At 69.7% G+C, this 23,399-nt stretch carries 17 protein-coding genes and 1 tRNA gene; 3 read left to right on the top strand and 15 right to left on the bottom strand.

The features are described 5' to 3' along the window. Positions 1-25: 25 nt before the first annotated feature. Together HBK84_RS05025 and HBK84_RS05020 are read right to left on the bottom strand one after the other, a co-directional pair. Positions 26-883 (bottom strand): glycosyltransferase, encoded by an 858-nt coding sequence (locus HBK84_RS05025; protein WP_167318349.1) that lies wholly within the window; start codon positions 881-883, stop codon positions 26-28. After that, the gene (locus tag HBK84_RS05020) at positions 870-1,802 is read right to left on the bottom strand and encodes a glycosyltransferase (RefSeq protein ID WP_144930706.1); all 933 of its coding nucleotides are present in this window, start codon (positions 1,800-1,802) and stop codon (positions 870-872) included. Before HBK84_RS05020 ends, HBK84_RS05025 begins: the two co-directional genes overlap by 14 nt. A 244-nt stretch (positions 1,803-2,046) precedes the next feature. Between HBK84_RS05020 and HBK84_RS05015 the strand changes: the two genes are divergently transcribed. Then, positions 2,047-3,015, top strand: a complete 969-nt coding sequence (locus HBK84_RS05015; protein WP_085106384.1) for an NAD(P)-dependent oxidoreductase — start codon at positions 2,047-2,049, stop codon at positions 3,013-3,015. A gap of 127 nt (positions 3,016-3,142) precedes the next feature. On the opposite strand, the gene HBK84_RS05010 is transcribed toward HBK84_RS05015, so the two are convergent. From HBK84_RS05010 to argS, 9 genes are all read right to left on the bottom strand, one after another. Continuing rightward, the gene (locus HBK84_RS05010) at positions 3,143-4,171 is read right to left on the bottom strand and encodes an L-threonylcarbamoyladenylate synthase (RefSeq protein WP_144998100.1); all 1,029 of its coding nucleotides are present in this window, start codon (positions 4,169-4,171) and stop codon (positions 3,143-3,145) included. A gap of 108 nt (positions 4,172-4,279) precedes the next feature. Further along, the gene (gene prmC, locus HBK84_RS05005) at positions 4,280-5,146 is read right to left on the bottom strand and encodes a peptide chain release factor N(5)-glutamine methyltransferase (RefSeq protein ID WP_098054778.1); all 867 of its coding nucleotides are present in this window, start codon (positions 5,144-5,146) and stop codon (positions 4,280-4,282) included. Positions 5,147-5,152: 6 nt separating this feature from the next. Further along, positions 5,153-6,259: a peptide chain release factor 1 gene (prfA, locus tag HBK84_RS05000; protein ID WP_144998098.1), complete on the bottom strand. Its 1,107-nt coding sequence runs from the start codon at positions 6,257-6,259 to the stop codon at positions 5,153-5,155. Between the two features lie 48 nt (positions 6,260-6,307). Continuing rightward, a complete protein-coding gene (gene rho, locus HBK84_RS04995; RefSeq protein WP_085106353.1) occupies positions 6,308-8,443 on the bottom strand; it encodes a transcription termination factor Rho in 2,136 nt (711 codons plus the stop codon). A gap of 291 nt (positions 8,444-8,734) precedes the next feature. Further along, the gene (thrB, locus tag HBK84_RS04990) at positions 8,735-9,739 is read right to left on the bottom strand and encodes a homoserine kinase (protein WP_167319129.1); all 1,005 of its coding nucleotides are present in this window, start codon (positions 9,737-9,739) and stop codon (positions 8,735-8,737) included. 47 nt (positions 9,740-9,786) lie between these two features. Continuing rightward, the gene (thrC, locus tag HBK84_RS04985; RefSeq protein WP_064845337.1) at positions 9,787-10,896 is read right to left on the bottom strand and encodes a threonine synthase; all 1,110 of its coding nucleotides are present in this window, start codon (positions 10,894-10,896) and stop codon (positions 9,787-9,789) included. 62 nt (positions 10,897-10,958) lie between these two features. Further along, positions 10,959-12,275 carry a homoserine dehydrogenase gene (locus tag HBK84_RS04980; protein WP_052160870.1) on the bottom strand — a complete coding sequence of 439 codons (1,317 nt, stop codon included), beginning with the start codon at positions 12,273-12,275 and terminating at the stop codon, positions 10,959-10,961. Positions 12,276-12,445: 170 nt separating this feature from the next. Continuing rightward, positions 12,446-13,876: a diaminopimelate decarboxylase gene (gene lysA, locus HBK84_RS04975; RefSeq protein ID WP_167318348.1), complete on the bottom strand. Its 1,431-nt coding sequence runs from the start codon at positions 13,874-13,876 to the stop codon at positions 12,446-12,448. A 4-nt stretch (positions 13,877-13,880) separates the two neighbouring features. Continuing rightward, positions 13,881-15,551 (bottom strand): arginine--tRNA ligase, encoded by a 1,671-nt coding sequence (gene argS, locus HBK84_RS04970; protein WP_167318347.1) that lies wholly within the window; start codon positions 15,549-15,551, stop codon positions 13,881-13,883. A gap of 123 nt (positions 15,552-15,674) precedes the next feature. Here argS and HBK84_RS04965 point away from each other — a divergent pair. Then, positions 15,675-15,750 (top strand) — tRNA-Arg (locus HBK84_RS04965). Positions 15,751-15,847: 97 nt separating this feature from the next. On the opposite strand, the gene HBK84_RS04960 is transcribed toward HBK84_RS04965, so the two are convergent. From HBK84_RS04960 to HBK84_RS04945, 4 genes are read right to left on the bottom strand one after another with little or no spacing between them, the layout of a single operon-like run. Next, entirely contained in the window at positions 15,848-16,219 is a 372-nt protein-coding gene (locus tag HBK84_RS04960; protein WP_064845341.1) for a hypothetical protein, read from the bottom strand. A gap of 4 nt (positions 16,220-16,223) precedes the next feature. After that, a complete protein-coding gene (locus tag HBK84_RS04955; protein ID WP_167318346.1) occupies positions 16,224-17,132 on the bottom strand; it encodes an ABC transporter ATP-binding protein in 909 nt (302 codons plus the stop codon). A gap of 4 nt (positions 17,133-17,136) precedes the next feature. After that, positions 17,137-18,096 (bottom strand): ABC transporter permease, encoded by a 960-nt coding sequence (locus HBK84_RS04950; protein ID WP_085106359.1) that lies wholly within the window; start codon positions 18,094-18,096, stop codon positions 17,137-17,139. A gap of 5 nt (positions 18,097-18,101) precedes the next feature. Next, entirely contained in the window at positions 18,102-19,088 is a 987-nt protein-coding gene (locus HBK84_RS04945) for an ABC transporter substrate-binding protein (protein ID WP_167318345.1), read from the bottom strand. A gap of 165 nt (positions 19,089-19,253) precedes the next feature. Here HBK84_RS04945 and hrpA point away from each other — a divergent pair, with 165 nt between their 5' ends. After that, complete coding sequence (hrpA, locus tag HBK84_RS04940) at positions 19,254-23,381, top strand: ATP-dependent RNA helicase HrpA (RefSeq protein ID WP_167318344.1); 4,128 nt, start codon at positions 19,254-19,256, stop codon at positions 23,379-23,381. Positions 23,382-23,399: the final 18 nt, after the last annotated feature.

The raw sequence follows: 23,399 nt of genomic DNA, 5'->3' as shown, positions 1-23,399 counted from the left end.
CAGTCGTAGTCCTTTCGGGTGCGGGTCAGTCGCGGTGACCCACCATGAGCCGGTACGCCGTTTCCCGTACCCTCAGGGGGACGAATCGGTAGCCGCCGCGCACCATGACGTTCACGGCCCATTGTAGGAACCCCACGTGGCCCAGGGTGCGCAACCGGTGCTGCAACGTCAGTTCGGCCCGCAGCACGCGGTACCCGCCGCGGCGTTCGTAGGAGCCCGCGGAGACGCGATAACCCACGAGCGGTTCCGCCACGTTGCGCACGTCCGCCCCGGCATGGAGCATGCGCGTCCACAACCAGTAGTCCTCGGCCATGGGGACGTCCTCGTAACCACCCACGACGAGCGCGGCACTGCGGCGCAGCACGACCGTGGGGTGGGAGATGGGGTTGCGATATCGGCTCACCGCGGCGATCCGCGCGGCCCCCACGGGGGCTGTGCGCAGCGCGACGGGCCGAGTCTCGTCGTCGCCGATCTCGTGCATGGACGCACCCACGAGGTCCGCGCCGTCCTCGATCAGGGGCAGTTGCCTCTCGAACCGGCGGGGGTAGGAGACGTCGTCCGCGTCCGCGCGCGCGACGACGTCGTACGCGCACCGCGGCAACGCAACGGTCAGCGCCTGGGCGAGGCCACCGTTCTCCGGGATCCGCAACACACGGACGGGGATCGGGGATTCTTTCGCGAGCCGCTCGAGCTCCGCCGTGACCGACGCCGGCACCGGACCGTCCTGGACGAGCAGCACCTCCGCGGGCGGGCGGGTCTGCTCCACCGAATTAGACTCCACCGCGCGCCGGATCCGCTCGGCGGTGTCCGCGGCGTACACGGGGATCAGCACCGAGAACCGAGCCGGCAGTTGCGCGGGGGTCAGCGGGTCAGCGAGGGCCACCGAAACCACGTCCGCGCATGCCGTTGCCGTAGAGCCGCGCCCACCGCACCAGTCCGGGCAGATCACGGTGGCGCGCGTAGTGGGCGGGGTATCCGATCGCGTCCGCGACCAGTTGCACCACGCGCTTGTAACGCCACGAGACGTACCCGCGGTTACGGAAGAAGTGGCGCTGCTTGAACTCCCCCGGCGGGATCAACACCTGCAGCTTGCCGGGGATCACCACGTGTTCCTCGGCCCAGCCCGGCGGGTGGGACACGGCCGTGGTCGTGACCGTGCCGAACGGCAGCCCACTCTTGCGCAGGCGCACGAGGAAGTCGACCTCATCCCCGCGCAGGAACAGTTTCAGGTCCGGCAACCCCACCCGGAAGAACACGGACTCGTCCATGAGCGCACCGTTGAAGAAATTGGCGTAGGAATCGATGAAGCCCAGCGGTTCCAGGTCCGCGCGACGGTGGGTGATCCCACCGTCCAAGCGGAACGGGAACGCGAGGGCGTCGTGGTCCTGGGGCGCCACGATGAGCGGTGACACCACGGCGAGCCCCCGCTCGCGCGCTGTTTCGCGCAGGGTGTGTAGGCACTCGGGGTCCTCGGGATGGGCGTCGTCGTCCATGAGCCACACCTGGTCCGCGCCGCTCGCGAGCGCCGTGAGGATGGCGAGCGCGAATCCGCCCGCCCCGCCCAGATTGGCCACGGAGCGGCGGTAGTGCAGCGTGAAGGCTCCCCCGATCCGCTCCCCCAGCGCGGCCTCGTCCAGGGCAGTGTGCCCGGCGTCCACGAGACACAGACTCGCGATCGGGTCGGTCTGGACGCGCAGCGCGTCGATCAGCGCCGCGACGTCCTCGGGGCGGTCCTGCGTGACGCACGCGACGCTCACGTTCGCGTCCGGACGGTCGCTCGCCCGCGCGGTGGATTCGGTCATGGCGCCCCCGGGACGACTCGTGATGTGCAAGGAAGATGTGCTCGACCGCGGCGCACGCGCAGCCGCTCGCGCGGGCGCCCGGCACGCCGGTGAACTCCGGGAGTCTATCAACGCGTACCTTGACGCCACCTCGACGTCACCCGTACGGGTGATGTGCCGTGCTGACGACCACGGGCTGACCACCAAGAACGGGTCCGGGGCGCTACCGTACGATGAAGACACCATCACAGGAGGAGACACAACAGTGACGGCTCACAGCTGGCGCGTTCTCGGGGCCACGGGGTTCATCGGTTCCGCCATCACCACTGCCCTGCAGACCCGGAACATCCCGGTCACCCCGGTGGCCACCCCCCGACTGGCCTCGCCCGCGACCACGGTGCACCACCTCATTGAGCACGCGCACCGCCTCGAGTCCGTGATCGACTACCTGGCCGATTCCTTCGCCGGCGCGGACGTGGTGGTCAACGCCGCCGGTCTGGCCGCCCCCGATCAGACGCACCAGCAGTCCCTCACCGGGGCTAACGCGCTGCTTCCCGTCCTCGTGGCGCTCGCCGCCCACCGCACGGGCGTGCGCCGGGTGATCCACATGAGTTCCGCGTCCGTGCAGGCCGACGCACCCGTGCTGGACGAGTCCATCCGCACCGCACCGTTCTCCCCCTACTCCTTCTCCAAGGCCCTGGGCGAGTCCGCGCTCTACCGGTTGCGCTCCCAATGGCGCGAGGAATCCGGCGCTCCGCAGTTGAGCGTGATCCGCGCGACGTCCGTGATGGGCAGCGGGCGGCGCACCACGCGCATGCTCGCACGGTTCGCGTCCTCGCCCCTGAGCTCGGTCGCCGGGGACGGTTCCGCCCCCACCCCCGTGACCTCCGTGACTGCCCTCGCGCAGTTCACGGTGGCCGTGGGCGAGTTCCCTGAGGTCCTGCCCCCCGTGATCCTGCAACCGTGGGAGGGCGCCACGACCGGTTCCGTGCTGCGCGACGCCGGACGCCGCCACCCCCTGCAGCTGCCGTCCTGGGTGTGCCGGGCGGTGATCGCGACCGCGCGCACGGCCTCGGCCGCTGCCGGTTACCGCTACGGCGGGCTCATCCGCCGCCTGGAGGTCACGTGGTTCGGTCAGCGCCAGGTCCCCGGGTGGGCCCACGAGAACGGTGTGCTCCCCGAGCCCCACGTGCAGGAGGTGCTGCGCCAGGCGCACCTCGCGCTGGGTCGCTGAGCCGCGCGTTGGGTTCTTCGCAGCGCGGCCGGGCCCGGTCCGGAGCACTCCCGCGCTGACAGAACGATCCCCGCACCGTACCCGTCAAGGGATGGTGCGGGGATCGTCTCGTCAAGTCGCCTGTTGTTCAGGCCCCGTGGTTCTCGGGTCCCCCGGCGACGAGCCGCTGCGCCTCCTCCATGCTCAGTGCCCCGGTCCCGTCCCAGCGCGGCTCGGTGTCCGGTGTGCGTTCCCGTCCCTGGTCCACGAACGGACGGGCCTCCGCGGGGGAACTGCGGACCAGGTCGGTCACGAGGTCCTCGTCCGCGGGAGTCGAGCCGGCCGAGAGGGCCGCGCCCTCGCCGAACGATTCCGGTGCATTCGCTTCGGGGTTCTGACGCGCGGACTGTGTCGACGCCGCGGCGTCGTCGTCCGAGACCGCCGCGCCGGCACCGCCGGCTGCAGCGGCCGCCTCCGGGCTCTCACCGGTCGCCGGAGCTGCCGGTTCGGTGCCGCCGTCCACGTTCGGGACGACCTCGCGCAGCCGCGCCAGCGTGATCGCGCCGTGGCGCAGCACCACGGGCGTCTCCCCCGTGCAGTCCACGATGGTCGAGGCCACGTCCTGCGCACCGGTGGGGACCTCACCCGCGGGCCGCGGACCGTCGTCGAGGTAGAGCGCCACGCGGTCCTGCAGCATCTCGCGGGCCTGCTCGGCGGTGCGCGCGGCGGGCATCCCCGTCCGGTTGGCGGAGGACACGGCCATGGGACCCACGCGCTCGAGGACCGCGCGGGTCACGGCGTCGTCGGGAACGCGTAGCGCCACTGTCCCATGGGTCTCCCCCAGGTCCCAGCCCAGGGTGGGCTGGGCCCAGCAGATGATCGTGAGGGCGCCGGGCCAGAACGCCTGCGCGAGCGCGCGGGCGTCGTCGGAGATCTGGTCCGCGAGGCCGTCGATCACCTCGGGGCGGGCGATCAGCACGGGCGGGGGCATTTCCCGCGTGCGGCCCTTGGCGCCCAGCAGTCCCTGGACACCGGGCGCCGAGAACGCATCGCAGCCGATGCCGTAGACGGTGTCCGTGGGCAGCACGAGGCATTCGCCGTCCGCGACGACGCCCGCGGCCTCGGTCACGGCCGCTTCGAGTTCCTGCGGGGTCCCGCAGGATCGGATCTCACTCACGAGCAACTCCTCTGCTGACGTGTTTCGTGTTCTTCCCGTGCTCCGCGCACCCGGCCGTCCCGTTCACGGTACGTCTCCCGGCACGACGGCGCTGCGGCGCCCGGTCTCTCAGCCCCCCGGCCCCGGCAGCGTGGCGGTCGTGGCCCGCGGGCGGTCGGTCAGGTCGTGGTGCGTGCGGATGTCCCGGAACCCCCGGTCCTCGAGGGCGCGGGCGACGGCCGCGACCTGGGACTCGGCGTGTTCCATGACGAACGAACCGCCCGGACGCAGGATCCGCACGGCGGTGTCCATCGCGGCGCACGGGAACGTCATCCCGGTCTCGTCCCCGCCGTACAGCGCCGTGGGTGGATCGTAATCGCGTACTTCGGGATCCTCCGGGATCTCACCGTCCGGGACGTAGGGTGGGTTGGTCACGACCACGCAGAACCGCCCCGCCGACTCGACCGTGACATCGCGGTAGTCGGATTCGAGCAAGCGCACGCGGGAGCCCGCCAGATTGCGCCGGGTCCACTCCAGTGCGGCCGGTTCGCGTTCCACGGCGGTGACCCTACTCGCGGGATCCTCGCTCGCCACGGCCAGGGCTATCGCGCCACTGCCCGTCCCGAGGTCGATGACCCCCGGGTGGGTCTCGCCGGCCCCGCGCCATACGCGCACCAGATCCAGGGTCAATTGGACGAGCAGTTCGGTCTCCGGGCGGGGGACGAAGACCCCGGGACCCACCGCGAGCTCGAGCTTACGGAACGGGGCCGTGCCCGTGATGTGTTGCAGGGGCTCACGCCGTGCGCGGCGTTCCACGAGGTCGCGGTACCCGTGCGGTTCCGGCGCGCCCAGGATGGCCCGCGCTTCGGTGTCCCCGCGGCCCAGGCCCAGCGTGTGGGCGGCGAGCAACACGGCGTCGACGTCCGGGGAGGCCACACCCGCGCGAAGCAACCGGGACCGGCCCCACGCGATCGCCTGGGCGAGAGTCGTGGCCACGGGAAGTTACTTCCCGCCCACGGACCCGTGCTGTGCGGAGTCCTGACCCAGTTGTTCCAACCGGTGCTTCTCGTCCAGTTCCACGGCGGAGGCGATCACGGGTTCCAATGCGCCGTCCAGGACGTGGTCCAGGTTGTAGGCCTTGTACCCGGTGCGGTGGTCCGCGATGCGGTTCTCGGGGAAGTTGTAGGTGCGGATGCGTTCCGAACGGTCCACGGTGCGCACCTGCGACTTGCGGGCTGCGGCGTTCTCGGCGTCGATCTGTTCCTGCTGGTGCGCGAGCAACCGGGCGCGCAATACGCGCATGGCCGCCTCACGGTTCTGCAGCTGGGACTTCTCGTTTTGCATGGACACCACGATGCCCGTAGGGACGTGCGTGATCCGCACCGCGGAATCCGTGGTGTTCACCGACTGCCCACCCGGACCCGAGGACCGGTAGACGTCGATCTTGAGATCGTTCTGGTTGATGTCGATCTCGTCCGGCTCGTCCACCTCGGGGAAGACCAGCACCCCCGCAGCGGACGTGTGCACGCGCCCCTGGGACTCGGTCACGGGCACCCGCTGCACGCGATGCACCCCGCCCTCGTACTTGAACCGGGCCCACGCGCCCTCGGCCGGATCGGAGGAGGACCCCTTGACCGCGAGCTGGACGTCCTTGTAGCCGCCCAGTTCGGTGGGGGTTGACGAGAGGATCTCGGTCTTGAGCCCGGACTGTTCCGCGAAACGCATGTACATGCGCAGTAGGTCCCCGGCGAACAGGGCGGATTCGTCCCCGCCCTCACCCGCCTTGACCTCGAGGATCACGTTGCGGCCGTCGTCCGGGTCCCGCGGAATGAGCTTGCGGCGCAGTTCCTCGCGCGCCACGACGAGCTCGTCCTCAAGGGGCTTGACCTCCGCGGCGAGTTCGGGATCCACGCTCCCGAGCTCGCGCGCGGCGCCCAGGTCCTCGGAGATGCGTTCCACCCGGCGATGCGCCTCAACGATGCCGTTGAGTTCGGAGTAGCGCCGACCCAGTTTCCTGGCCTTGCTCGCGTCCGCGTGGACGGCGGGATCCGCCAGGGCGCGCTGGAGCTCGGCGTGCTCATCCAGCAGCGGCTGAACGGGGTCGGACATACGGTGCTCTCCTGGGATCGACGGGTGGAACGCGGTGCTCGCGGGTTCCTAGTGACCGGCCAGCGTGGTCTTCTGGACCTGCAGCAGGAACTCGGTGTTGGACTGGGTATCCCGCAGCTTGCTCGTGAGCAGTTCCAGGGCCTGCTGCTGTTCCAGACCGGAGAGCACGCGGCGCAGCCGCCACATGATCTTGATCTCGTCCGCGGACAGCAGGTTCTCCTCGCGGCGGGTACCGGAGGAATTGACGTCCACGGCCGGGAAGATCCGCCGGTCCGCGAGCTGGCGGGACAGGCGCAGTTCCATGTTGCCCGTGCCCTTGAACTCCTCGAAGATGACCTCGTCCATCTTGGACCCGGTCTCCACGAGCGCGGTCGCGAGGATGGTCAGCGAGCCACCGTTCTCGATGTTGCGCGCGGCGCCGAAGAACTTCTTGGGCGGGTACAGCGCGGCGGAGTCCACACCACCGGAGAGGATGCGGCCGGACGCCGGTGCCGAGAGGTTGTACGCGCGGCCCAGGCGGGTCATGGAGTCCAGCAGGACCACCACGTCCATGCCCATCTCCACCAGGCGCTTGGCCCGCTCAATCGCGAGCTCCGCGACCGTGGTGTGGTCGTCCGCAGGCCGGTCGAAGGTCGAGGCGATAACCTCACCCTTGACCGTGCGCTGCATGTCCGTGACCTCTTCGGGGCGCTCGTCCACGAGCACCATCATGAGGTGGACCTCGGGGTTGTTGGTCGTGATCGCGTTGGCGATCGACTGCAGCATGAGCGTCTTACCGGCCTTGGGCGGGGAGACGATCAGACCGCGCTGGCCCTTGCCGATCGGGGCCACGAGATCCACCACGCGGGGACCGATTTTCTTGGGCTCGGTCTCCAGGCGCAGCCGCTCCTGGGGGTACAGCGGAACGAGCTTGTTGAACTCGACCCGGTCCTTGTTCTCCTCGGGCTTGCGGCCGTTGACCGTGGTCAGCTGCACGAGCGCGGAGAACTTCTGGCGCGAGTTGTTGTGTTGTTCGCCCTCGCGGGGAGCACGGATGGCACCCACGATCGCGTCGCCCTTGCGCAGGTTGTTCTTCTTGACCTGGGACAGGCTCACGTACACGTCCGACGGGCCGGGCAGGTAGCCCGAGGTGCGCACGAACGCGTAGTTGTCGAGCACGTCCAGGATGCCCGCCACGGGCAGCAGGACGTCGTCCTCGGTGATCTCGACGTCGTCCACGTCCGGACCGTTGTGCCGGTTGCGACGGTTGCGCCGCTCGTTGCGGTCGTTGCGATCGTTACGGTCGTTGCGATCGTTGCGATTGCGGTTGCGCCGGTTGCGGCGGGAGTTGCCCTCACCGTCGTTGTTGCGATCGTTGTTGTTGCGGTTGCGCCGGTCGTTGCGGTTCTGGTTGTCCTGACCGCCGTCCTTGGGGTCACCGGAATCGTTGGAACCGCCTTGGCCCTTGGAGTCACGGCGGTTGTCCCGGTCCTGACCGTTGTCCTTGGAATCCTTCTGGTGGTTGGCGTGGCGGGAACCGTCCACCTGACCTTGCTTGTTCTCGCGCCGGTTCTCGTCCTGGGACGAGCCGTTCTGCTCGGACTTCTCGTTGCGGCGACCGCGCTGGTTGCGCTGGCCGCGCCCGGACTCGTTGCCGGAGTCGTCAGAGCCCTGGGCGGAGTCCTGCCCGGACTCGTCCCGGCCCTTCTCCGCCTGGTCCTTGTCCTGCTGGTTCTGGGCGGAACGGTCCTGGCCGGAGCGCCCGTGCTCACCGGTGCCGCTGGCCGTGGCGCGCCGGGAACGGCGCGAACCGCCCTGCCGCGGGACGTTCTGTTCGCCGTTCTCGCCCTCCGAGCCCTCCTGGGGCTTCGAGGAGGAGTCCGACGACGCCGCGTCCGCGGACGCGGCGGCCGGAGCGTCGTCGGCGGAGGACGACTGCGGAGCGTCGGAGGAGTGGCGCTGGGAGGCCTTGCGAGCGGTCTGCTCGATCTTGGCCTCCACGGCTTTGTCGCGCTCGGCGACGGCGCCCCCGCGCTGGTGGGCCTCGATGGCCTCGACCAGCAAGGACTTGCGCATGCGACGCGCGCCGGTAATGCCCAACTGGGCCGCGAGGGCCTGCAGCTGCGCGAGTTTGAGCCCGGACAGACCGGTGCTCTGGGCGTTCGAGGTGTCCGTTCCCTGTTCGGGGGCGGTGGTTTCTGTCACGAAGCTTCCTTCTGACTCGATGGGGGTTGCGGCACTCAGATCGCCAGCAACCCGACGATGATGGTGTGGGCCACCCGCGGCGGGCCACGAAAGTGCGCGCCGGAGGCGCGCGTCATCAGCAATGAAGTCCCCCGAATCTCCCGCGGAGCCGGGACGCCACATTACAGAGGTGGCTGGTCTACGCGGAAGAGGATCGCAGAGAGGCGACGCGGTCGAACACCTGCGTTGAGGAACTGCGCACGAGGCTCGGCTGCGGGGCTGCACTGTCCGGCACGGACGCGAACCCGGGGCCTATTGCGTGGATACGCTCACTTTAGCACCCTCTTCGGGCACCCGCAGGACATGAACACGCCACGTCACCGTTCGCCCCTGGTATTCGCGCGCCGACGACGCCGCGTCCGCCGCGATCTCCTCGATTGCCGCAGCCACTCGCCCAGCGTGCTCCGCGCCGTTCGCGAGCGTGAGCACGGTGGGGCCCGCACCCGAGATCAGGGCGGCGTGACCGAGGTCGCGCAATCGGGTCATGAGCTCGCAGCTCGGTGCCATGGCCTGTGCGCGGTAGGGCTGGTGCAGCAGGTCGAACGTCGCGGGCACGAGCAACTCGGGCCGTTCGCTCAGGGCCGCAACCAGAAGCGCCGCGCGGCCGGCGTTCACGGCCGCCGTTCGATGCGCGATCATCTCCGGCAGCAGCCCGCGGGCCACCGACGTGGCGACTTCGAAGTCGGGCACCGCGACCACGGGGACCACGTCCGGGTGCACGCGCACGGGCACGCTGTGGAAACGACCTTCGTCCTCGTACGAGATCGTCAGACCACCCAGCAGGGTGGGGGCCACGTTGTCCGGGTGTCCCTCCATGTGGGAGCACACCTGCAGCACCGCATCCGGTGAGAGCCGGTGGGACGCGGGGAGCAGCGCGTTGGCCGCGAGGACACCGGCGACCACCGCGGAGGCCGACGAGCCCATGCCCCGGCCGTGCGGGATCGCGTTGTGGGCGCGCAAGCGCAGCGGGGGCAGCTCACCGGCCCCGGCGGCGTCGAACGCGGCCTGCATGGCACGGATCACCAGGTGCTCGGGACCGCGCGGCACGCCCGCCGCGCCCTCCCCCGAGAGGTCGAACTCGAGTCCGCGCTCGATGCGCGTGAGCGTCACGGTGTCGTAGTGACCCAGCGCGAGACCGAGCGAGTCGAAGCCCGGGCCCACGTTGCCCGTGGAGCCGGGGACCCGCACGCTCACGGTGGTACCCACGGGCGTGATGGCGCCCGGCACGCTCCCGATGCGGGGTGCGCTGTCGGACATGTCGGTGCGGGTGGCGTGCAACGGTGCGTTATTCACGGCGGAGCCGGTCATTCCAGGCCGAGGGCCGAGGCCACGGAGACCACGTCGAAGGCCACGCGCTTGGGCTCGGCAGCCGTGGGGTCCTCGGCCTCGGCGCCCTTGATCGCCCACTGGGGGTCCTTCAGGCCGTGGCCCGTGACGGTCACCACGATCGTCGCGTCCGTGGGTACCTCCCCGGCCCGGGCCTTCTTGAGCAGACCCGCCACTCCGGATGCGGAGCCCGGTTCCACGAACACGCCCTCGCGGGACGAGAGCCAACGGTGGGCCTCGAGGATCTCGACGTCGCTCACGGAGTCGATGAGCCCGCCGGACTCGTCACGCGCGGCGATGGCCGTGTCCCAGGACGCGGGGTTGCCGATCCGAATCGCGGTCGCGATGGTCTCCGGTTCCGTCACGGGATGGCCCAGCACGAGAGGTGCGGCACCCTCCGCCTGGAAGCCCCACATGGCGGGCGTGCGGGTGGACACCGCGGGCAGGGTCTCACCCGAGGTGGCCGGGGTCTCCTGCGCGTACTCTCGGTAGCCCTTCCAGTACGCCGTGATGTTCCCGGCGTTGCCCACGGGCAGCACGTGGATGTCCGGGGCGTCGCCCAGTGTGTCCACGACCTCGAAGGCCGCGGTCTTCTGACCCTCGATCCGGTACGGGTTCACGGAGTTGACCAGGAAGACCGGGTAGGACTCGGAGAGCTTGCGCGCGACCTCCAGGCAGTTGTCGAAGTTGCCGTCGATCTGGATGATGTCCGCGCCGTGGGCCACGGCCTGGGACATTTTGCCCATGGAGATCTTGCCCTCCGGCACGAGCACCGCGCTGCGCATCCCGGCCTGCTTGGCGTACGCCGCCGCGGATGCGGACGTGTTGCCGGTGGACGCGCACACCACGGCCTTGGCCCCGGACTCCTTGGCCTTGGTGATGGCCATGGTCATCCCGCGGTCCTTGAACGAACCGGTGGGGTTCATGCCCTCGAACTTGAGCCACACCGTGGAGCCCGTGAGCTCGGACAGCGCCCGCGCCTGGATCAGAGGGGTGCCACCCTCTCCCATGGTGATGACCTCGGTCTGCTTGGTGACCGGCAACCGGTCCTTGTACTCGTTGATGACGCCCTGCCAGACGTGTGCCATGCCGCGTGCTCCTCGGTTCGAATCGTGGCCCCGCGCCGCGTGGTGCGCGGGGCGCTCAAGAATTATTCTCCGGCTTCCACCGGTGTGACGGACACGATGTCCCGCACCACGTCCAGCTCGCGCAGGGCCGCGACCGTGGCCATGAGGGACGCGTGTCGACCGCTGTGCGTCACGAGCCGCAGCTGGGACATCCCGGGGGCGTCCGGGTCCTCGATCTGCAGCATCGTGGAGATCGAGACCCCGTGGTCCGCGAACACCTGGGCCAGTTGCGCGAGCGCACCCAGTCGGTCCGTGACGGCCACCGTGATGGACAGCCGCGTGGTGGCGTCGTCCATGCTCACGGCGGGCAGCGCCGCGTAGGCGTCGAGCGGGATGCCCTGAGCTCCCAGCGCGATCGCGCGCGCCGCGGAGACGAGGTCGCCCAGCACCGCCGACGCCGTGGGGTGACCACCCGCGCCCTGTCCGTAGAACATGAGGGAACCCGCGTTCGCGGCCTCCACGAACACCGCGTTGTACGCGCCGTGCACACCCGCGAGCACGTGGTCGCGCGGGATCATCACGGGGTTCACGCGCAGATTCACGCCGTCACCGCAGCGCTCGCCCACGGACAGCAGCTTGATCACGTACCCCGCCTCGCGGGCGGCCGCGACGTCCTGCGCCGTGATGCCCGTGATCCCCACGCAGTGCACGTCCGCGATCGTGTAGGTCGAGTGGAACGCGAGGGACGCGAGCACGGCGGCCTTGGCGGCGGCGTCGTGCCCCTCGACGTCCGCGGTGGGGTCCGCCTCGGCGTAGCCGAGCTCCTGAGCCTGCGCGAGGGCGTCGTCGAACGCGGCCCCCGTGGTGTCCATCTGGTCCAGGATGAAGTTGGTGGTCCCGTTCATGATGCCCAAGAAACGGTTGACCCGGTCCCCCGCGAGCGAGTCGCGCATGGGGCGCACGATGGGGATCGCGCCGGCCACCGCGGCCTCGTAGGACAACTGTGCGCCCGACGCCGCCGCGGCGTCGTGCAGTTCGCGCCCGTGCTCGGCGAGCAGCGCCTTGTTGCCCGTGATCACGGACTTCCCGGCGTTCAGGGCACGCAGCACACGCGTGCGCGTGGGTTCGATCCCGCCGGTCAGCTCCACCACCACGTCCGCGGCGTCGATCACCGCGTCCACGTCCGTGGTCAGCAGCTCCGCGGGCAGCTCCGTGTCCCGCGGGGCTTGCGGATTGCGCACGGCCACGCCGCTCAGCTCCAGGCACACGCCGCTGCGCAGGGCCAGCTCGTGGGCGTGGTTGAGCAGCACGCGGGCCACCTGGGAACCCACGGTGCCGGCACCCAGCAGGCCCACTTTCAGCACGGGCGTCTCGCGGTCGGTTGCGGGTGAAGTGTTCATGGCTCCTGGTGTTCTGTCGGGGGCTTGCTGTCGGGGCGTGTCAATGGGTGGGGCCGCGCCCCGCGGGCGGTCGCGGCGGGGTGGGTACGGCGGGGTAGGCATGGCGGGGCGGCGTCCGGCGCGGTGGCGGGGTGCGACGTCGCTCGCGTACCTCGACCGCGCCGGGCGGCTCACACCCCGGTGTCGCGGGCGAGCAGGTCGGAGACGGACTCGCGGCGCACGATCTCGCGGGTGGCACCGTCCGGTGCGACCGCCACGATCCCCGGGCGGGGCAGCCAGTTGTAGTTGCTGGACAGGGACCAGCAATACGCACCAGTCACGGGCACCACGAGCAGGTCACCCGCGGTGACGTCCCCGGGGAGGTAGACGTCCTTGACCACGATGTCACCGGACTCGCAGTGCTTGCCGACCACGCGCGAGAGCACGGGCGTCTCCTCGGACACGCGGTTGGCGAGCACGGCGGTGTAGTCGGCGTCGTAGAGCACGGGACGGGCGTTGTCGCTCATGCCGCCGTCCACGGACACGTACCGGCGCTGCACGCCCGGGCTGACCGTGACCGTCTTGACGGTGCCCACCGTGTAGACCGTGCACCCGGAGGGTCCGGCGATGAACCGGCCCGGTTCGAAGGACAGGTGCGGGGCGGGGAGGTCCGAGGACTCGAGCACGGAGGCGAGCAACGGGGCGAGGTCCGCGGCGATCGCGGCGACCTCGCGCGGACTGTCCGCGGCGGTGTACGCCACACCGTGGCCGCCACCCAGGTCGATCTCGGGCAGCGTCACGTCCCAGCGCTCGGCCACGGTCTCGCGCAGCGCGAAGACGCGCTCGGCGGCCTGACCGAAGCCCTCCGCCGCGAAAATCTGGGATCCGATGTGGCAGTGCAGCCCGCGCAGGTCCAGTGCATCGGAGGCGTCAACGCATGCAGCCACGGCCACGAGTGCGGGAGAGTCCTCCCCCTCCTGCACCGGGTTCAGCGAGAGTCCGAACTTCTGGTCCTCGTGGGCGGTCGCGATGAACTCGTGCGTGGACGCGTGCACCCCCGGGGTCACGCGGATCATCACGGGCGCGCGGGTGCCGCGGTCGCGGGCCAGCCGTGCCACGAGCTCGATCTCGGCGAGCGAGTCCACGACGATGCGTCCCACGCCCACCTCGAGGGCCCGGTCGACTTCCTCCGCGGACTTGTTGTTGCCGTGCAACGCGATCCGGCCCGGGGCCACACCCGCGGCGAGCGCCACGGCGAGTTCCCCGCCGGAGGCGGTGTCGATATTGAGGCCCTCCTCCGTGGCCCACCGCGCCACGGCGGTGTTCAGCAGGGCCTTGGAGGCGTAGTAGACCTCGAGTTCCACGCCGAGAGGATTCAGGGCGGCCTCGAACGCCTCGCGGAAACCGCGGGCGCGGTCCCGGAAGGTCCGTTCAGAGACCACGTAGCTCGGGGAACCGTGGCGCGCGGCGATCTCGGTCACGGGCACGGAATCCACGGTGACGCACCCCGTGTCATCCCGGGCGTACTGGGACGTGAAGACCACGGGGTCCAGTGCCGCGGGGTCCGCGGGGACCTGCAGCCAGGCCGGGGCGAGCGGGTGGGCGGGAGCGAGTTCGGTCATGGGATCACATCCTTTCGGGAGCGGAGACGCCCAGCAGGTCCAGCCCATTGGCGAGGACCTGGCGCACGGCGTCGTTGAGCCATAGGCGGGTGTGGTGGACGGGCGCCACGGGGTCGTCGCCCTGCGGGGTGACCCGGCACGCGTCGTACCAGCGGTGGTACGCCCCGGCCAGGGCCTCGAGGTGGCGCGCCACGCGGTGCGGTTCGCGCAGGGCCGCGGCCTGGGCGACGACGGACGGGTACTGTCCGAGCGCGGCCAACAGGTCCGCTTCACGCGGGTGCTCGAGCAGGGACGCGTCGAACCGGGTGGCACCGGCCTCGTCCGTGTGCGCGACACCGGCGGCGTGGGCGTTGCGTTCCACAGCGCACGTGCGTGCGTGGGCGTACTGGACGTAGAAGACCGGGTTCTCGTTGGAGCGCTTGGTCAGCACGTCCAAATCGATGTCGATGTTGGAGTCCACGGAATAGCGGGTCAGCGAGTACCGCGCGGCGTCCACGCCCACGGCCTCCACGAGGTCCTCCATGGTCACCACGGTGCCCGCGCGCTTGGACATCCGCACCGCGGTGCCGTCCTTGACCAGGTTGACCATCTGACCGATCAGCACCTCGACGGCGTCCGGGGAGTCCCCGAGCGCGGCCGCGGCGGCCTTGAGCCGGGCCACGTAGCCGTGGTGGTCCGCGCCGAGCATGTAGATGCACAGGTCCGCACCGCGGTCCCGCTTGTTCTTGAAGTAGGCGATGTCCCCCGCGATGTACGCGGCGTGACCGTCCGACTTGATGACCACGCGGTCCTTGTCGTCCCCGTGGTCGGTGGAGCGCAGCCACCACGCTCCGTCCTCGAAGTACAGCGCGTCCGAGGAACGCAGCTGGTCGAGCAGCTTCTCGACCTGGCCGTCCTCGAACAGCGAGTTCTCGTGGAAGAAGACGTCGAAGTCCACGCCGAAATCGTGCAGCGAGGATTTGATCTGGGCGAACATCAGTTCCACGCCCGCGGCGCGGAAGACCTCCTGCGGGTCCTCGGATTCCAGGGCGTCCGGGTGCTGGGCCAGGACCTCGTCCGCGATCTCGGAGATGTACTGCCCGCCGTAGCCGTCCTCCGGGGCGGCCTCCCCGCGGGCGCGGGCCAGCAGCGAACGGGCGAAGCGGTCGATCTGGTTGCCGTGGTCGTTGAAGTAGTACTCCCGCACGACCGAGGCACCCTGCGAATCCAGGATCCGGGCCAGGGAGTCACCCACGGCGGCCCACCGCGTGCCACCCAGGTGGATCGGACCGGTGGGGTTCGCGGAGACGAACTCGAGGTTGATGGTCGTGCCGGACAGGGTATCCGCGGTCCCAAAGGCGCGCCCCTGTTCCACGATCGACTGCGCGAGCTCACCGGCCGCGGCGGCGTCGAGCGTGACGTTGAGGAAGCCCGGACCGGCGATGTCCACCGTCTTCACACCGGGGACGGCCGACAGGCGCTCGGAGAGGATCTGCGCGACGTCCCGGGGGGAACGGCCCACCTTCTTGGCCACCTGCATGGCCACGGTGGTAGCCCAGTCCCCGTGCTCACGGTTCTTGGGTCGCTCCACCTTCGCGTGCGGGAGTTCGGCGCCATCCACCGGGGTCAGTTCACCGGCGGCCACGGCGTCTTGCAGGCATGCGGACACAGCGGAGGAAAGTTCTTCAGGAGTCACTGTGCCAGTGTAACGGCGCGGGAGCACCCCGCTCGATCCGCGCCGATTGGTGCGCCCGCGCGACCTGGTAGTATCGTCGAGTTGTCGTCGCGGGCCTCGTTCTCGGATCCTGTGACACCGCACGCCCGCGTAGCTCAGTGGATAGAGCGTCTGCCTCCGGAGCAGAAGGTCGTAGGTTCGAATCCTGTCGCGGGCACCACGAATGCCCTCCCCTCGGGGAGGGCATTTTCCCATTTTGGGGACCCCCACGCCCTACGGGGCCGGCACCCGAATCGCGGGTGGTTCGAGCTAGCGGGTCAGCGGTGACCGCGGCGCTGCTCGCGGGTCCTCAGGTGGGGGTTCAGCTCGAGTGGGTCGTACTCATTGACCACGGAGTCGCTGCCGTAGTGCTCTTCGAGCAGTTGGTCCTCCTCCACCGGGCGGGGTGGAGCCGTGCGCCGCAGCACGACCCCCACGATCGTGAGCAGGCCACCCACCGCGAGGGTTCCGAAACCCACCGCGATCATGGTCCACCCGCGAGTGTTCAAGGGCTCTCCCCCGTGGTCCGCCGCGGCTCGGCTCATGGCCACGAGTGCCTCCGGGAGGGTGAAACAACACACGAACAACAAAAGCAGCCCCACCGCGGTGATGACGGACGTGAAACGTTGTCTGCGGTGGGGCTGCTTCATACGATCAATGGCCTTCCGGTGACACCCCCGGAGCGGAGGAACCACCCGTTGGGGCGCCATGGGCGGGGGCACCCCGGGACGGGGCACCGGCCGGTTCGGCGCTGCGAGCTGTCTCCAGAAGCGTAGCGTCATCCAGGGCGGGTTCGCCCGTGGCCGCTTGCAGCTTGCGGAACTCGGCGAGCAGATCCGCCACGGTGGCCTCGGCCTTCTGCTGCGCGTCCAGCTCGAAAAGGATGCGACCCTCGTGCATCATGATGAGCCGGTTGCCCAGCCGCAGGGCCTGGTCCATGTTGTGCGTGACCATGAGCGTGGTCAGGTGACGCTCGTTCACGATCCGCTCGGTGATCTCCGTGACGTGCTGCGCACGCTGGGGATCCAGGGCGGCCGTGTGCTCGTCCAGTAACAAGATCTCGGGTGCGGAGAACGTGGCCATGAGCAGGGACAGCGCCTGGCGTTGCCCGCCGGACAGCAACCCCACCTTGGCCCCCAGCCGGTGCTCCAGACCCAGTTCGAGGGTCTTGAGCTCCTGCTCGAACTCGTGGCGTCGGGCGCGGGTGACGCCGCGCGCGAGACCACGGGAGCGACCGCGGCGCTGCGCGATGGCCATGTTCTGCTCGATGCTCAGGGTGGGCGAGGATCCCTTCATGGGGTCCTGGAACACCCGGGAGATCCACGTGGCCTTGCGGTGTTCGGGAAGCCGCGTGACGTCCCGGTCCCCCACCATGATCCGGCCGCTGTCCGGGATGATCGTCCCGGACACCGTGTTGAGCAGGGTGGACTTGCCCGCACCGTTGGAGCCGATGACCGTGACGAAGTCCCCGGGGTTGACCGTGAGGCTCACCCCGTTCAACGCCACGCGTTCGTTGACCGTCCCGGCGAAGAACGTCTTGTGCACGTCCTGTACGTTCAACATCCGATCACGCTCCCGTTCGTCCGGACACACCGGCGTCCACGGTGCGCCGGGCGCGGGATCGCACGTCCGCCTGCACCGCTTGCGCGGCCCTGAGGGTGCGGTGGCGCTTCCACCGCTTGTACACGCCGAGCTGCGGCAGCACGAGCGCGATCACCACGAGCACCGCGGAGATCAGCTTCATGTCCGAGGGGTTCAATCCCGCCTGCAGCGCCACGGTGATCACCAGGCGGTACAGCACCGAGCCGAGGATCACCGCGAGCGTGGCGATCACCACGGTGCGCGTGCCGAAGATGCCCTGGCCGAGGATCACGGAGGCGAGGCCCACGACGATCATGCCGATGCCCATGCCGATGTCCGCGAAGCCCTGGTACTGCGCGATCAGGGCACCGGACAAGCCCACGAGGGCGTTGGACAGGCACAGACCGAGGATCTTCTGCCGGTCCGTATTCACCCCGAAAGAACGGATCATCTCCGGGTTGTCACCCGTGGCCTGCATGGCCAGGCCGGCGTCCGTGTACAGGAACCAGTCCAGTGCGAGCTTCACGAGCAGCACACCGACCAACAACAACAGCACTCCCACGACCGTCCCCTGCAGCCCGGCCTCGCGCAGGGGCGTGAAGACGGTCTCCTCGCGCAACAGCGCGAGGTTCGCCTTGCCACCCATAAGCCGCAGGTTCACGGAGTACAGGGCGGTCATGGTCAGGATGCCCGCGAGCAACCCGTTGATCCGCGCCTTGGTGTGCAGCAGCGCGGTGATCAGACCGGCGAAGGCGCCGACCACGAAGCCCACGACGGTCGCGAACCACGGGCTGCCGCCGTGCAGGATCACCATGGCCGCGGTGGCCGCCCCGCTCGTGAAGGACTGGTCCACGGTCAGGTCCGGGAAGTCCAGCACGCGGAACGTGAGGTACACGCCCAGGGCCATGATCGCGTAGATCAGCCCCAGTTCGATTCCAGCGATCACCGGCGTTACTCGATGACCTGGTCGGCCTGGTCCCGCAGGCTCTGCGGGATCTCCACGCCCATGGCCTTGGCGGTCTTGGCGTTGATGATGAGCTTGGTCTCTTTCTGGGACTCCACGGCCATCTCGCCGGGTTTGGCGCCGTCTTTGAGGATGCGCACCGCCATCTCACCGGTCTGCTTGCCCAGGTCCGTGTAGTTGATCCCCTGGGTTGCCAGGGCACCGCGCTCCACGGAGTCGCCCTCACCCGCGATCAACGAGATCTTCTTGGCCTCCGCCGCGGAGATCACGGCCTCGAGCCCGGCTACGACCTTGTTGTCGGTGGGCACGTAGATGGAGTCGGTGTCGAAGGACTCGGCGGCCTGGGCCACCTCCGCCGTGGTGGTCACGGTCTTCTCCTCAACCTTCAGACCCTCGGCCTGCGCGGCCTTCTTGGCCTCGTCCACCTGCACCTGGGAGTTGGTCTCACCGGAGCTGTAGATGATGCCCACGGACTTGGCGCCAGGCTTGAGCTTCTTGATGAGCTGGATCTGCTCGGCCACGGGGTTCATGTCCGTGGTGCCGGTGACGTTGGCGCCGGGCGCATCCATGGAGTTCACGAGCCCCGCGTCCACGGGATCGGTCACCGCGGTGAACAGGACGGGCTTGTCCGTGACGGCCTGGGCCAGGGACTGGGCGGACGGCGTGGCGATGCCCAGGATCAGATCGTCGTTGGAGGACGCGAAGTTGGAGGCGATGTTGGTCGCGGTGGCCTGGTCGCCGGAGGCGTTCTGCACGTCCAGGGTCAGGTTCTCACCCTCCGTGTAGCCGCCGTCCTTGAGGGCCTGCACGAAACCTTCGCGGGCGGCGTCGAGCGAGGGGTGCTCCACGAACTGCGAGATGCCCACGGTGACCTTCTTGGTCTCACCGGACTGCCCACCGTTGTCGGATCCGCAACCTGTGAGCAGCAACGCCGCGGTGGTGGCCACGGCGGCGACCGGGAGTAAACGCTTCATGACGGGTAATTCCTTTCCCCGAGGATCAATGATGAGTGGATATTATCTAACAATCGGTCGAAAAAGAGACGCAGCTCACATGTGCGGACAATCGGGCGCGTCGTCGGGCTCCCGCAGCGGCCCGTGGGCGCGTGTCGGCCGGGGCCCGTAGACTCTTCCGTTGACATGACTGAGCCCCGCATCCAGCCCCGCATCGTGTACCCGAACGACCTCCCCGTCAGCGCGCGCCGGGAAGACATTATGGCCGCGATCCGCGATCACCAGGTCGTGGTGATCGCGGGTGAGACCGGTTCCGGCAAGACCACCCAGCTGCCCAAGATGTGTCTGGAGCTGGGTCTGGGGGACGGCGGTCTGATCGGTCACACCCAGCCGCGCAGGATTGCGGCGCGTTCGGTGGCCGAGCGCATCGCCCATGAACTCGGGCAGCGCGTGGGCGACACCGTGGGCTACCAGGTGCGCTTCACGTCCGAGGTGGGCAAGGACTCGCGGATCAAGCTCATGACGGACGGCATCCTGCTGGCCGAGATCGGTCACGACCCGCAGCTGTCGCGCTACAACGCGATCATCATCGACGAGGCCCACGAGCGCTCCCTCAACATCGACTTCCTGCTGGGCTACCTCAAGCGACTGCTCCCCCAGCGCCCGGACCTGAAGGTCGTCATCACGTCCGCGACGATCGACCCGCAACGCTTCGCCGAGCACTTCGTGCTGCCGGACCCGCAGCACCCGGACGCCGATCCAGAGCCCGCCCCGATCATCGAGGTCTCCGGGCGCACCTACCCCGTGGAGATCCGCTACCGACCACTGGCCCAGGAGCGCAGCCGGGACGGCGGCGAGGACGAGGACAACACCGGTGACGGGCTCGTGGACGAGGACCGCGACCCGATCGACGCCGTGTGCGACGCCGTCGTGGAACTCTCGCGCGAACCCCGCGGGGACATCCTCGTGTTCTTCGCGGGCGAGCGTGAGATCCGGGACGCCCAGGACGCGCTGCACAAGGTCATCGACTCGCACCGCTCCCTGGCCGGGACCCAGGTCCTGCCGCTGTTCGGGCGGCTGTCCATGGCCGAACAGAACCGCGTGTTCACACCGTCCTCGCACCGCCGGATCGTGCTCGCGACCAACGTGGCCGAGACCTCGCTCACGGTCCCGGGCATCAAGTACGTGATCGACCCGGGCACCGCCCGGATCTCCCGGTACTCGGCGCGCACCAAGGTCCAGCGCCTGCCCATCGAGCGCATCTCCCAGGCGTCGGCGCGGCAGCGCGCGGGGCGCTCGGGGCGTACGTCCGACGGCGTGTGCATTCGGTTGTACTCCGAGGAGGACTTCGAGTCCCGGCCGGAGTACACGGACCCGGAGATCCTGCGCACGAACCTCGCCGCGGTCATCCTGCAGATGATCTCGGTGGGCGTGGTGGAGCAACCCCACGACATCACCCAGTTCCCGTTCGTGCAGAAACCCGATGCGCGCGCGGTCAAGGACGGCGTGGTGCTGCTGCGCGAACTCGGTGCCCTGCGCTCGGGTGGGGCGGACGCGGGCGACGACGCGGCGTCGTCGTCCGCGCGTGACGGGCACCGGGGGCGGCGCTCGCGGTCCGGGCGCCACCGCGGTCGGCAGAGCGGACCGCGGGGTCCGCTGACCCGCACGGGCGAGGTGCTCGCCGCGCTGCCGGTGGACCCACGACTGGGCCGGATGATCGTGGAGTCGCAGCGCCGGGGGTGCGTGCGCGAGGTGCTCGTGCTCACGGCCGCGCTCACGGTGCAGGACCCGCGGGAACGCCCGCTCGAGAAGCGCCAGGCGGCGGACGAGTTCCACGCACGCTTCCGCGACAAGACCTCCGACTTCCTGTCCTACGGTCTGCTGTGGCAGTACCTGCAGGAGCAGCAGAGCGAGCTGTCCTCGTCCCAGTTCCGCAAGCTGTGCCGACGTGAGTACCTGAACTTCCTGCGGATCCGCGAGTGGCAGGACCTCTACGCGCAGTTGCGACAGATCGCACGCCAGGTGGGGATCGATGCCGGGGCGTCCCGGGAGATCGACGTCGCCTCGCACCAGGAGGCCGTGCACAAGAGCCTGCTGTCCGGGCTACTGAGCAACATCGGCGTGCGGGACGAACGCACGCGCGAGTACCGCGGTGCGCGCGGGACCAAGTTCGCGATCTTCCCGGGCTCGGCCCTGTTCAAGACGTCCCCGGACTGGCTCGTGTCCGCGGAGCTCGTGGAGACCTCCCGATTGTGGGCGCGCACCAACGCGGCGATCAAGCCCGAGTGGGCCGAGGAGATCGCGCCGCAGCTCGTCAAGCGCAGCTACTCCGAACCCCACTGGTCCCGTTCCCGCGGGGCCGTGATGGCGTACGAGAAGGTCACGCTCTACGGGCTGCCCGTGGTGTCCGAGCGGCCCGTGTTGTTCTCCCGGATCGATCCCGAACTCTCCCGGGAACTGTTCATCCGCCACGCGCTCGTGGAGGGCGACTGGCAGACCCGCCACACGTTCGTCAAGCGCAATCGCAAGGCCCTGGCCCAGGTCGAGGAGCTCGAGAACCGCATGCGCCGCAAGGACCTGCGCGTGGACGACCAGGTGCTGTTCGACTTCTACGACGCGCGCGTGCCCGCGGACGTGGTCTCCCAGCGGCATTTCGATGCGTGGTGGAAGAAGGCCCGCCAGCGGGACGAGCACCTGCTGGACCTCACTCCCGAGGACCTGATCGCGCCCGAGGTCGCGGAGCTGGACACGGCCTCCTTCCCGCGGTCCTGGACCGTGGCATCCCCGGACGGCGAGCTGAGTCTGGACCTGGACTACGAATTCGCGCCCGGGGCGGAGACCGCGGACGGCGTCACGGTGCGGGTCCCCGTGCTGTTCCTGGACCGACTGGCCCCCGAGCAGTTCGAATGGCACATCCCCGGGCTGCGTGTGGAGCTCGTGACCGCGCTGATCAAATCGCTGCCCAAGGCCGTGCGGCGCAACTTCGTGCCCGCCCCGGACACCGCCGTCACCGCCGTGAAGCACCTGGACGCCGAGTTCGATCCGACCCGCGACTCCCTCCTGGAGTCCCTGGCCACCGTTCTGCGGCGGTTGCGGGGCCACCCCGTCCAGGCCTCGGACTTCCACCCGGAGGCCCTGCCCGCCCACCTGCGCATGCGCTTCGAGGTGCGCGACGCCCGCAACTCGGTACTGGGCCGGGGCGACGACCTCACGGAGCTCAAACAGCGGTTGCGGCCCAAGGTCCGCGCGGCGCTCGCCGAGTCCCTCGGGGGCGCTGCGGCCCAGCTGTACGACGCCGCTCGGGGCAGCGCCGAGGGTTCGGCCTCGTCCGGTGACGACGCCGCCGCGGCCCGTCGCGGTCGCGGCAAGCGGGGCTCGGCGCGACCGGCCCCAGGGACTTCCCCCGGATCCGGCGCACCCCAGGCCGCCTCGCTGGAACGCACCGACCTCACGGCGTGGCCCGAACCCGATCCGCCGCGCCGCGTGGAGACGACCGTGGCGGGTCAGACGGTCACGGGATACCCCACACTCGTGGCGGTGCGGGACACCGATGCTTCGCAGCCACCCCGCGTGGACCTGCGGATCCTGAGCGACGCGGAGGAACAGCGCGCCGCGCAACGCGACGGCGTGATCGCCCTGCTGCACCGGACCCTGCCGTCCGTGCACCGCTACGTGGTGGACCACCTGAGCCAGAAGGAACGGTTGATCTTCACCCAGAACCCCCACGGTTCGGTCGAGGCGCTCATCACCGATTGCACGATCGCCGCGATCGACCGGCTGGTACCCGAGGAGCCGCCGTTCACGCGGGACCAGTTCCGGGCGGTCGCGGAGCACGTACGCGCCGAGCTGATCGACACGGTCTTCGCCGTCACCGCGCTCGTGACCACCGCGCTCACCGAGTCCAACACCGTGCGCAAACGGTTGAAGAAACCCGGGTCACTCGGGGCGGTCGCCGCGTTCAAGGACATGTCCGAGCAGCTCTCCCGCTTGATCCATCCCGGCTTCGTGGCCCGCACCGGGTGGCGGGCCCTGCAGCACGTGCCGCGCTACCTCGCGGGGATCAACGTGCGCCTGGACAAACTCTCCGGCCACCTGCAGCGGGACGCCGTGGCCATGCAGACCGTGCACGATCTCGAGGCCGAGTACCGCGCCGCGGTGGACGCCGTCCCCTCGACCGTACCCACGCCCGCTGCGCTGCGGGCCGTGCGCTGGGACCTCGAGGAACTGCGCATCTCGTTCTTCGCGCAGGAACTGGGCACCGCGCACACGGTGTCGGAGAAGCGGATCCGCAAGCGGTTGCGCGAGCTCGGCTGAGCGACACCGGCGGTTAAA

The sequence above is a fragment of the Kocuria sp. KD4 genome, assembly GCF_011769905.1.
GTDB classification, from domain to species: domain Bacteria; phylum Actinomycetota; class Actinomycetes; order Actinomycetales; family Micrococcaceae; genus Kocuria; species Kocuria marina.
The sequence above is the reverse complement of the archived record's forward strand: the minus strand, read 5'-3'. Positions and strand labels throughout refer to the sequence as shown.

Excerpts from the sequence above, each read along its gene's own strand:
- thrC (WP_064845337.1), bottom strand. The coding sequence starts at position 10,896 with ATGGCACACGTCTGGCAGGGCGTCATCAACGAGTACAAGGACCGGTTG.
- HBK84_RS04980 (WP_052160870.1), bottom strand. The coding sequence starts at position 12,275 with ATGAACACTTCACCCGCAACCGACCGCGAGACGCCCGTGCTGAAAGTG.
- lysA (WP_167318348.1), bottom strand. The coding sequence starts at position 13,876 with ATGACCGAACTCGCTCCCGCCCACCCGCTCGCCCCGGCCTGGCTGCAG.
- HBK84_RS04955 (WP_167318346.1), bottom strand. The coding sequence starts at position 17,132 with ATGTTGAACGTACAGGACGTGCACAAGACGTTCTTCGCCGGGACGGTC.
- HBK84_RS04945 (WP_167318345.1), bottom strand. The coding sequence starts at position 19,088 with ATGAAGCGTTTACTCCCGGTCGCCGCCGTGGCCACCACCGCGGCGTTG.
- thrB (WP_167319129.1), bottom strand. The coding sequence starts at position 9,739 with ATGTCCGACAGCGCACCCCGCATCGGGAGCGTGCCGGGCGCCATCACG.
- HBK84_RS05020 (WP_144930706.1), bottom strand. The coding sequence starts at position 1,802 with ATGACCGAATCCACCGCGCGGGCGAGCGACCGTCCGGACGCGAACGTG.
- HBK84_RS04960 (WP_064845341.1), bottom strand. The coding sequence starts at position 16,219 with ATGAAGCAGCCCCACCGCAGACAACGTTTCACGTCCGTCATCACCGCG.
- hrpA (WP_167318344.1), top strand. The coding sequence starts at position 19,254 with ATGACTGAGCCCCGCATCCAGCCCCGCATCGTGTACCCGAACGACCTC.
- prfA (WP_144998098.1), bottom strand. The coding sequence starts at position 6,259 with ATGTCCGACCCCGTTCAGCCGCTGCTGGATGAGCACGCCGAGCTCCAG.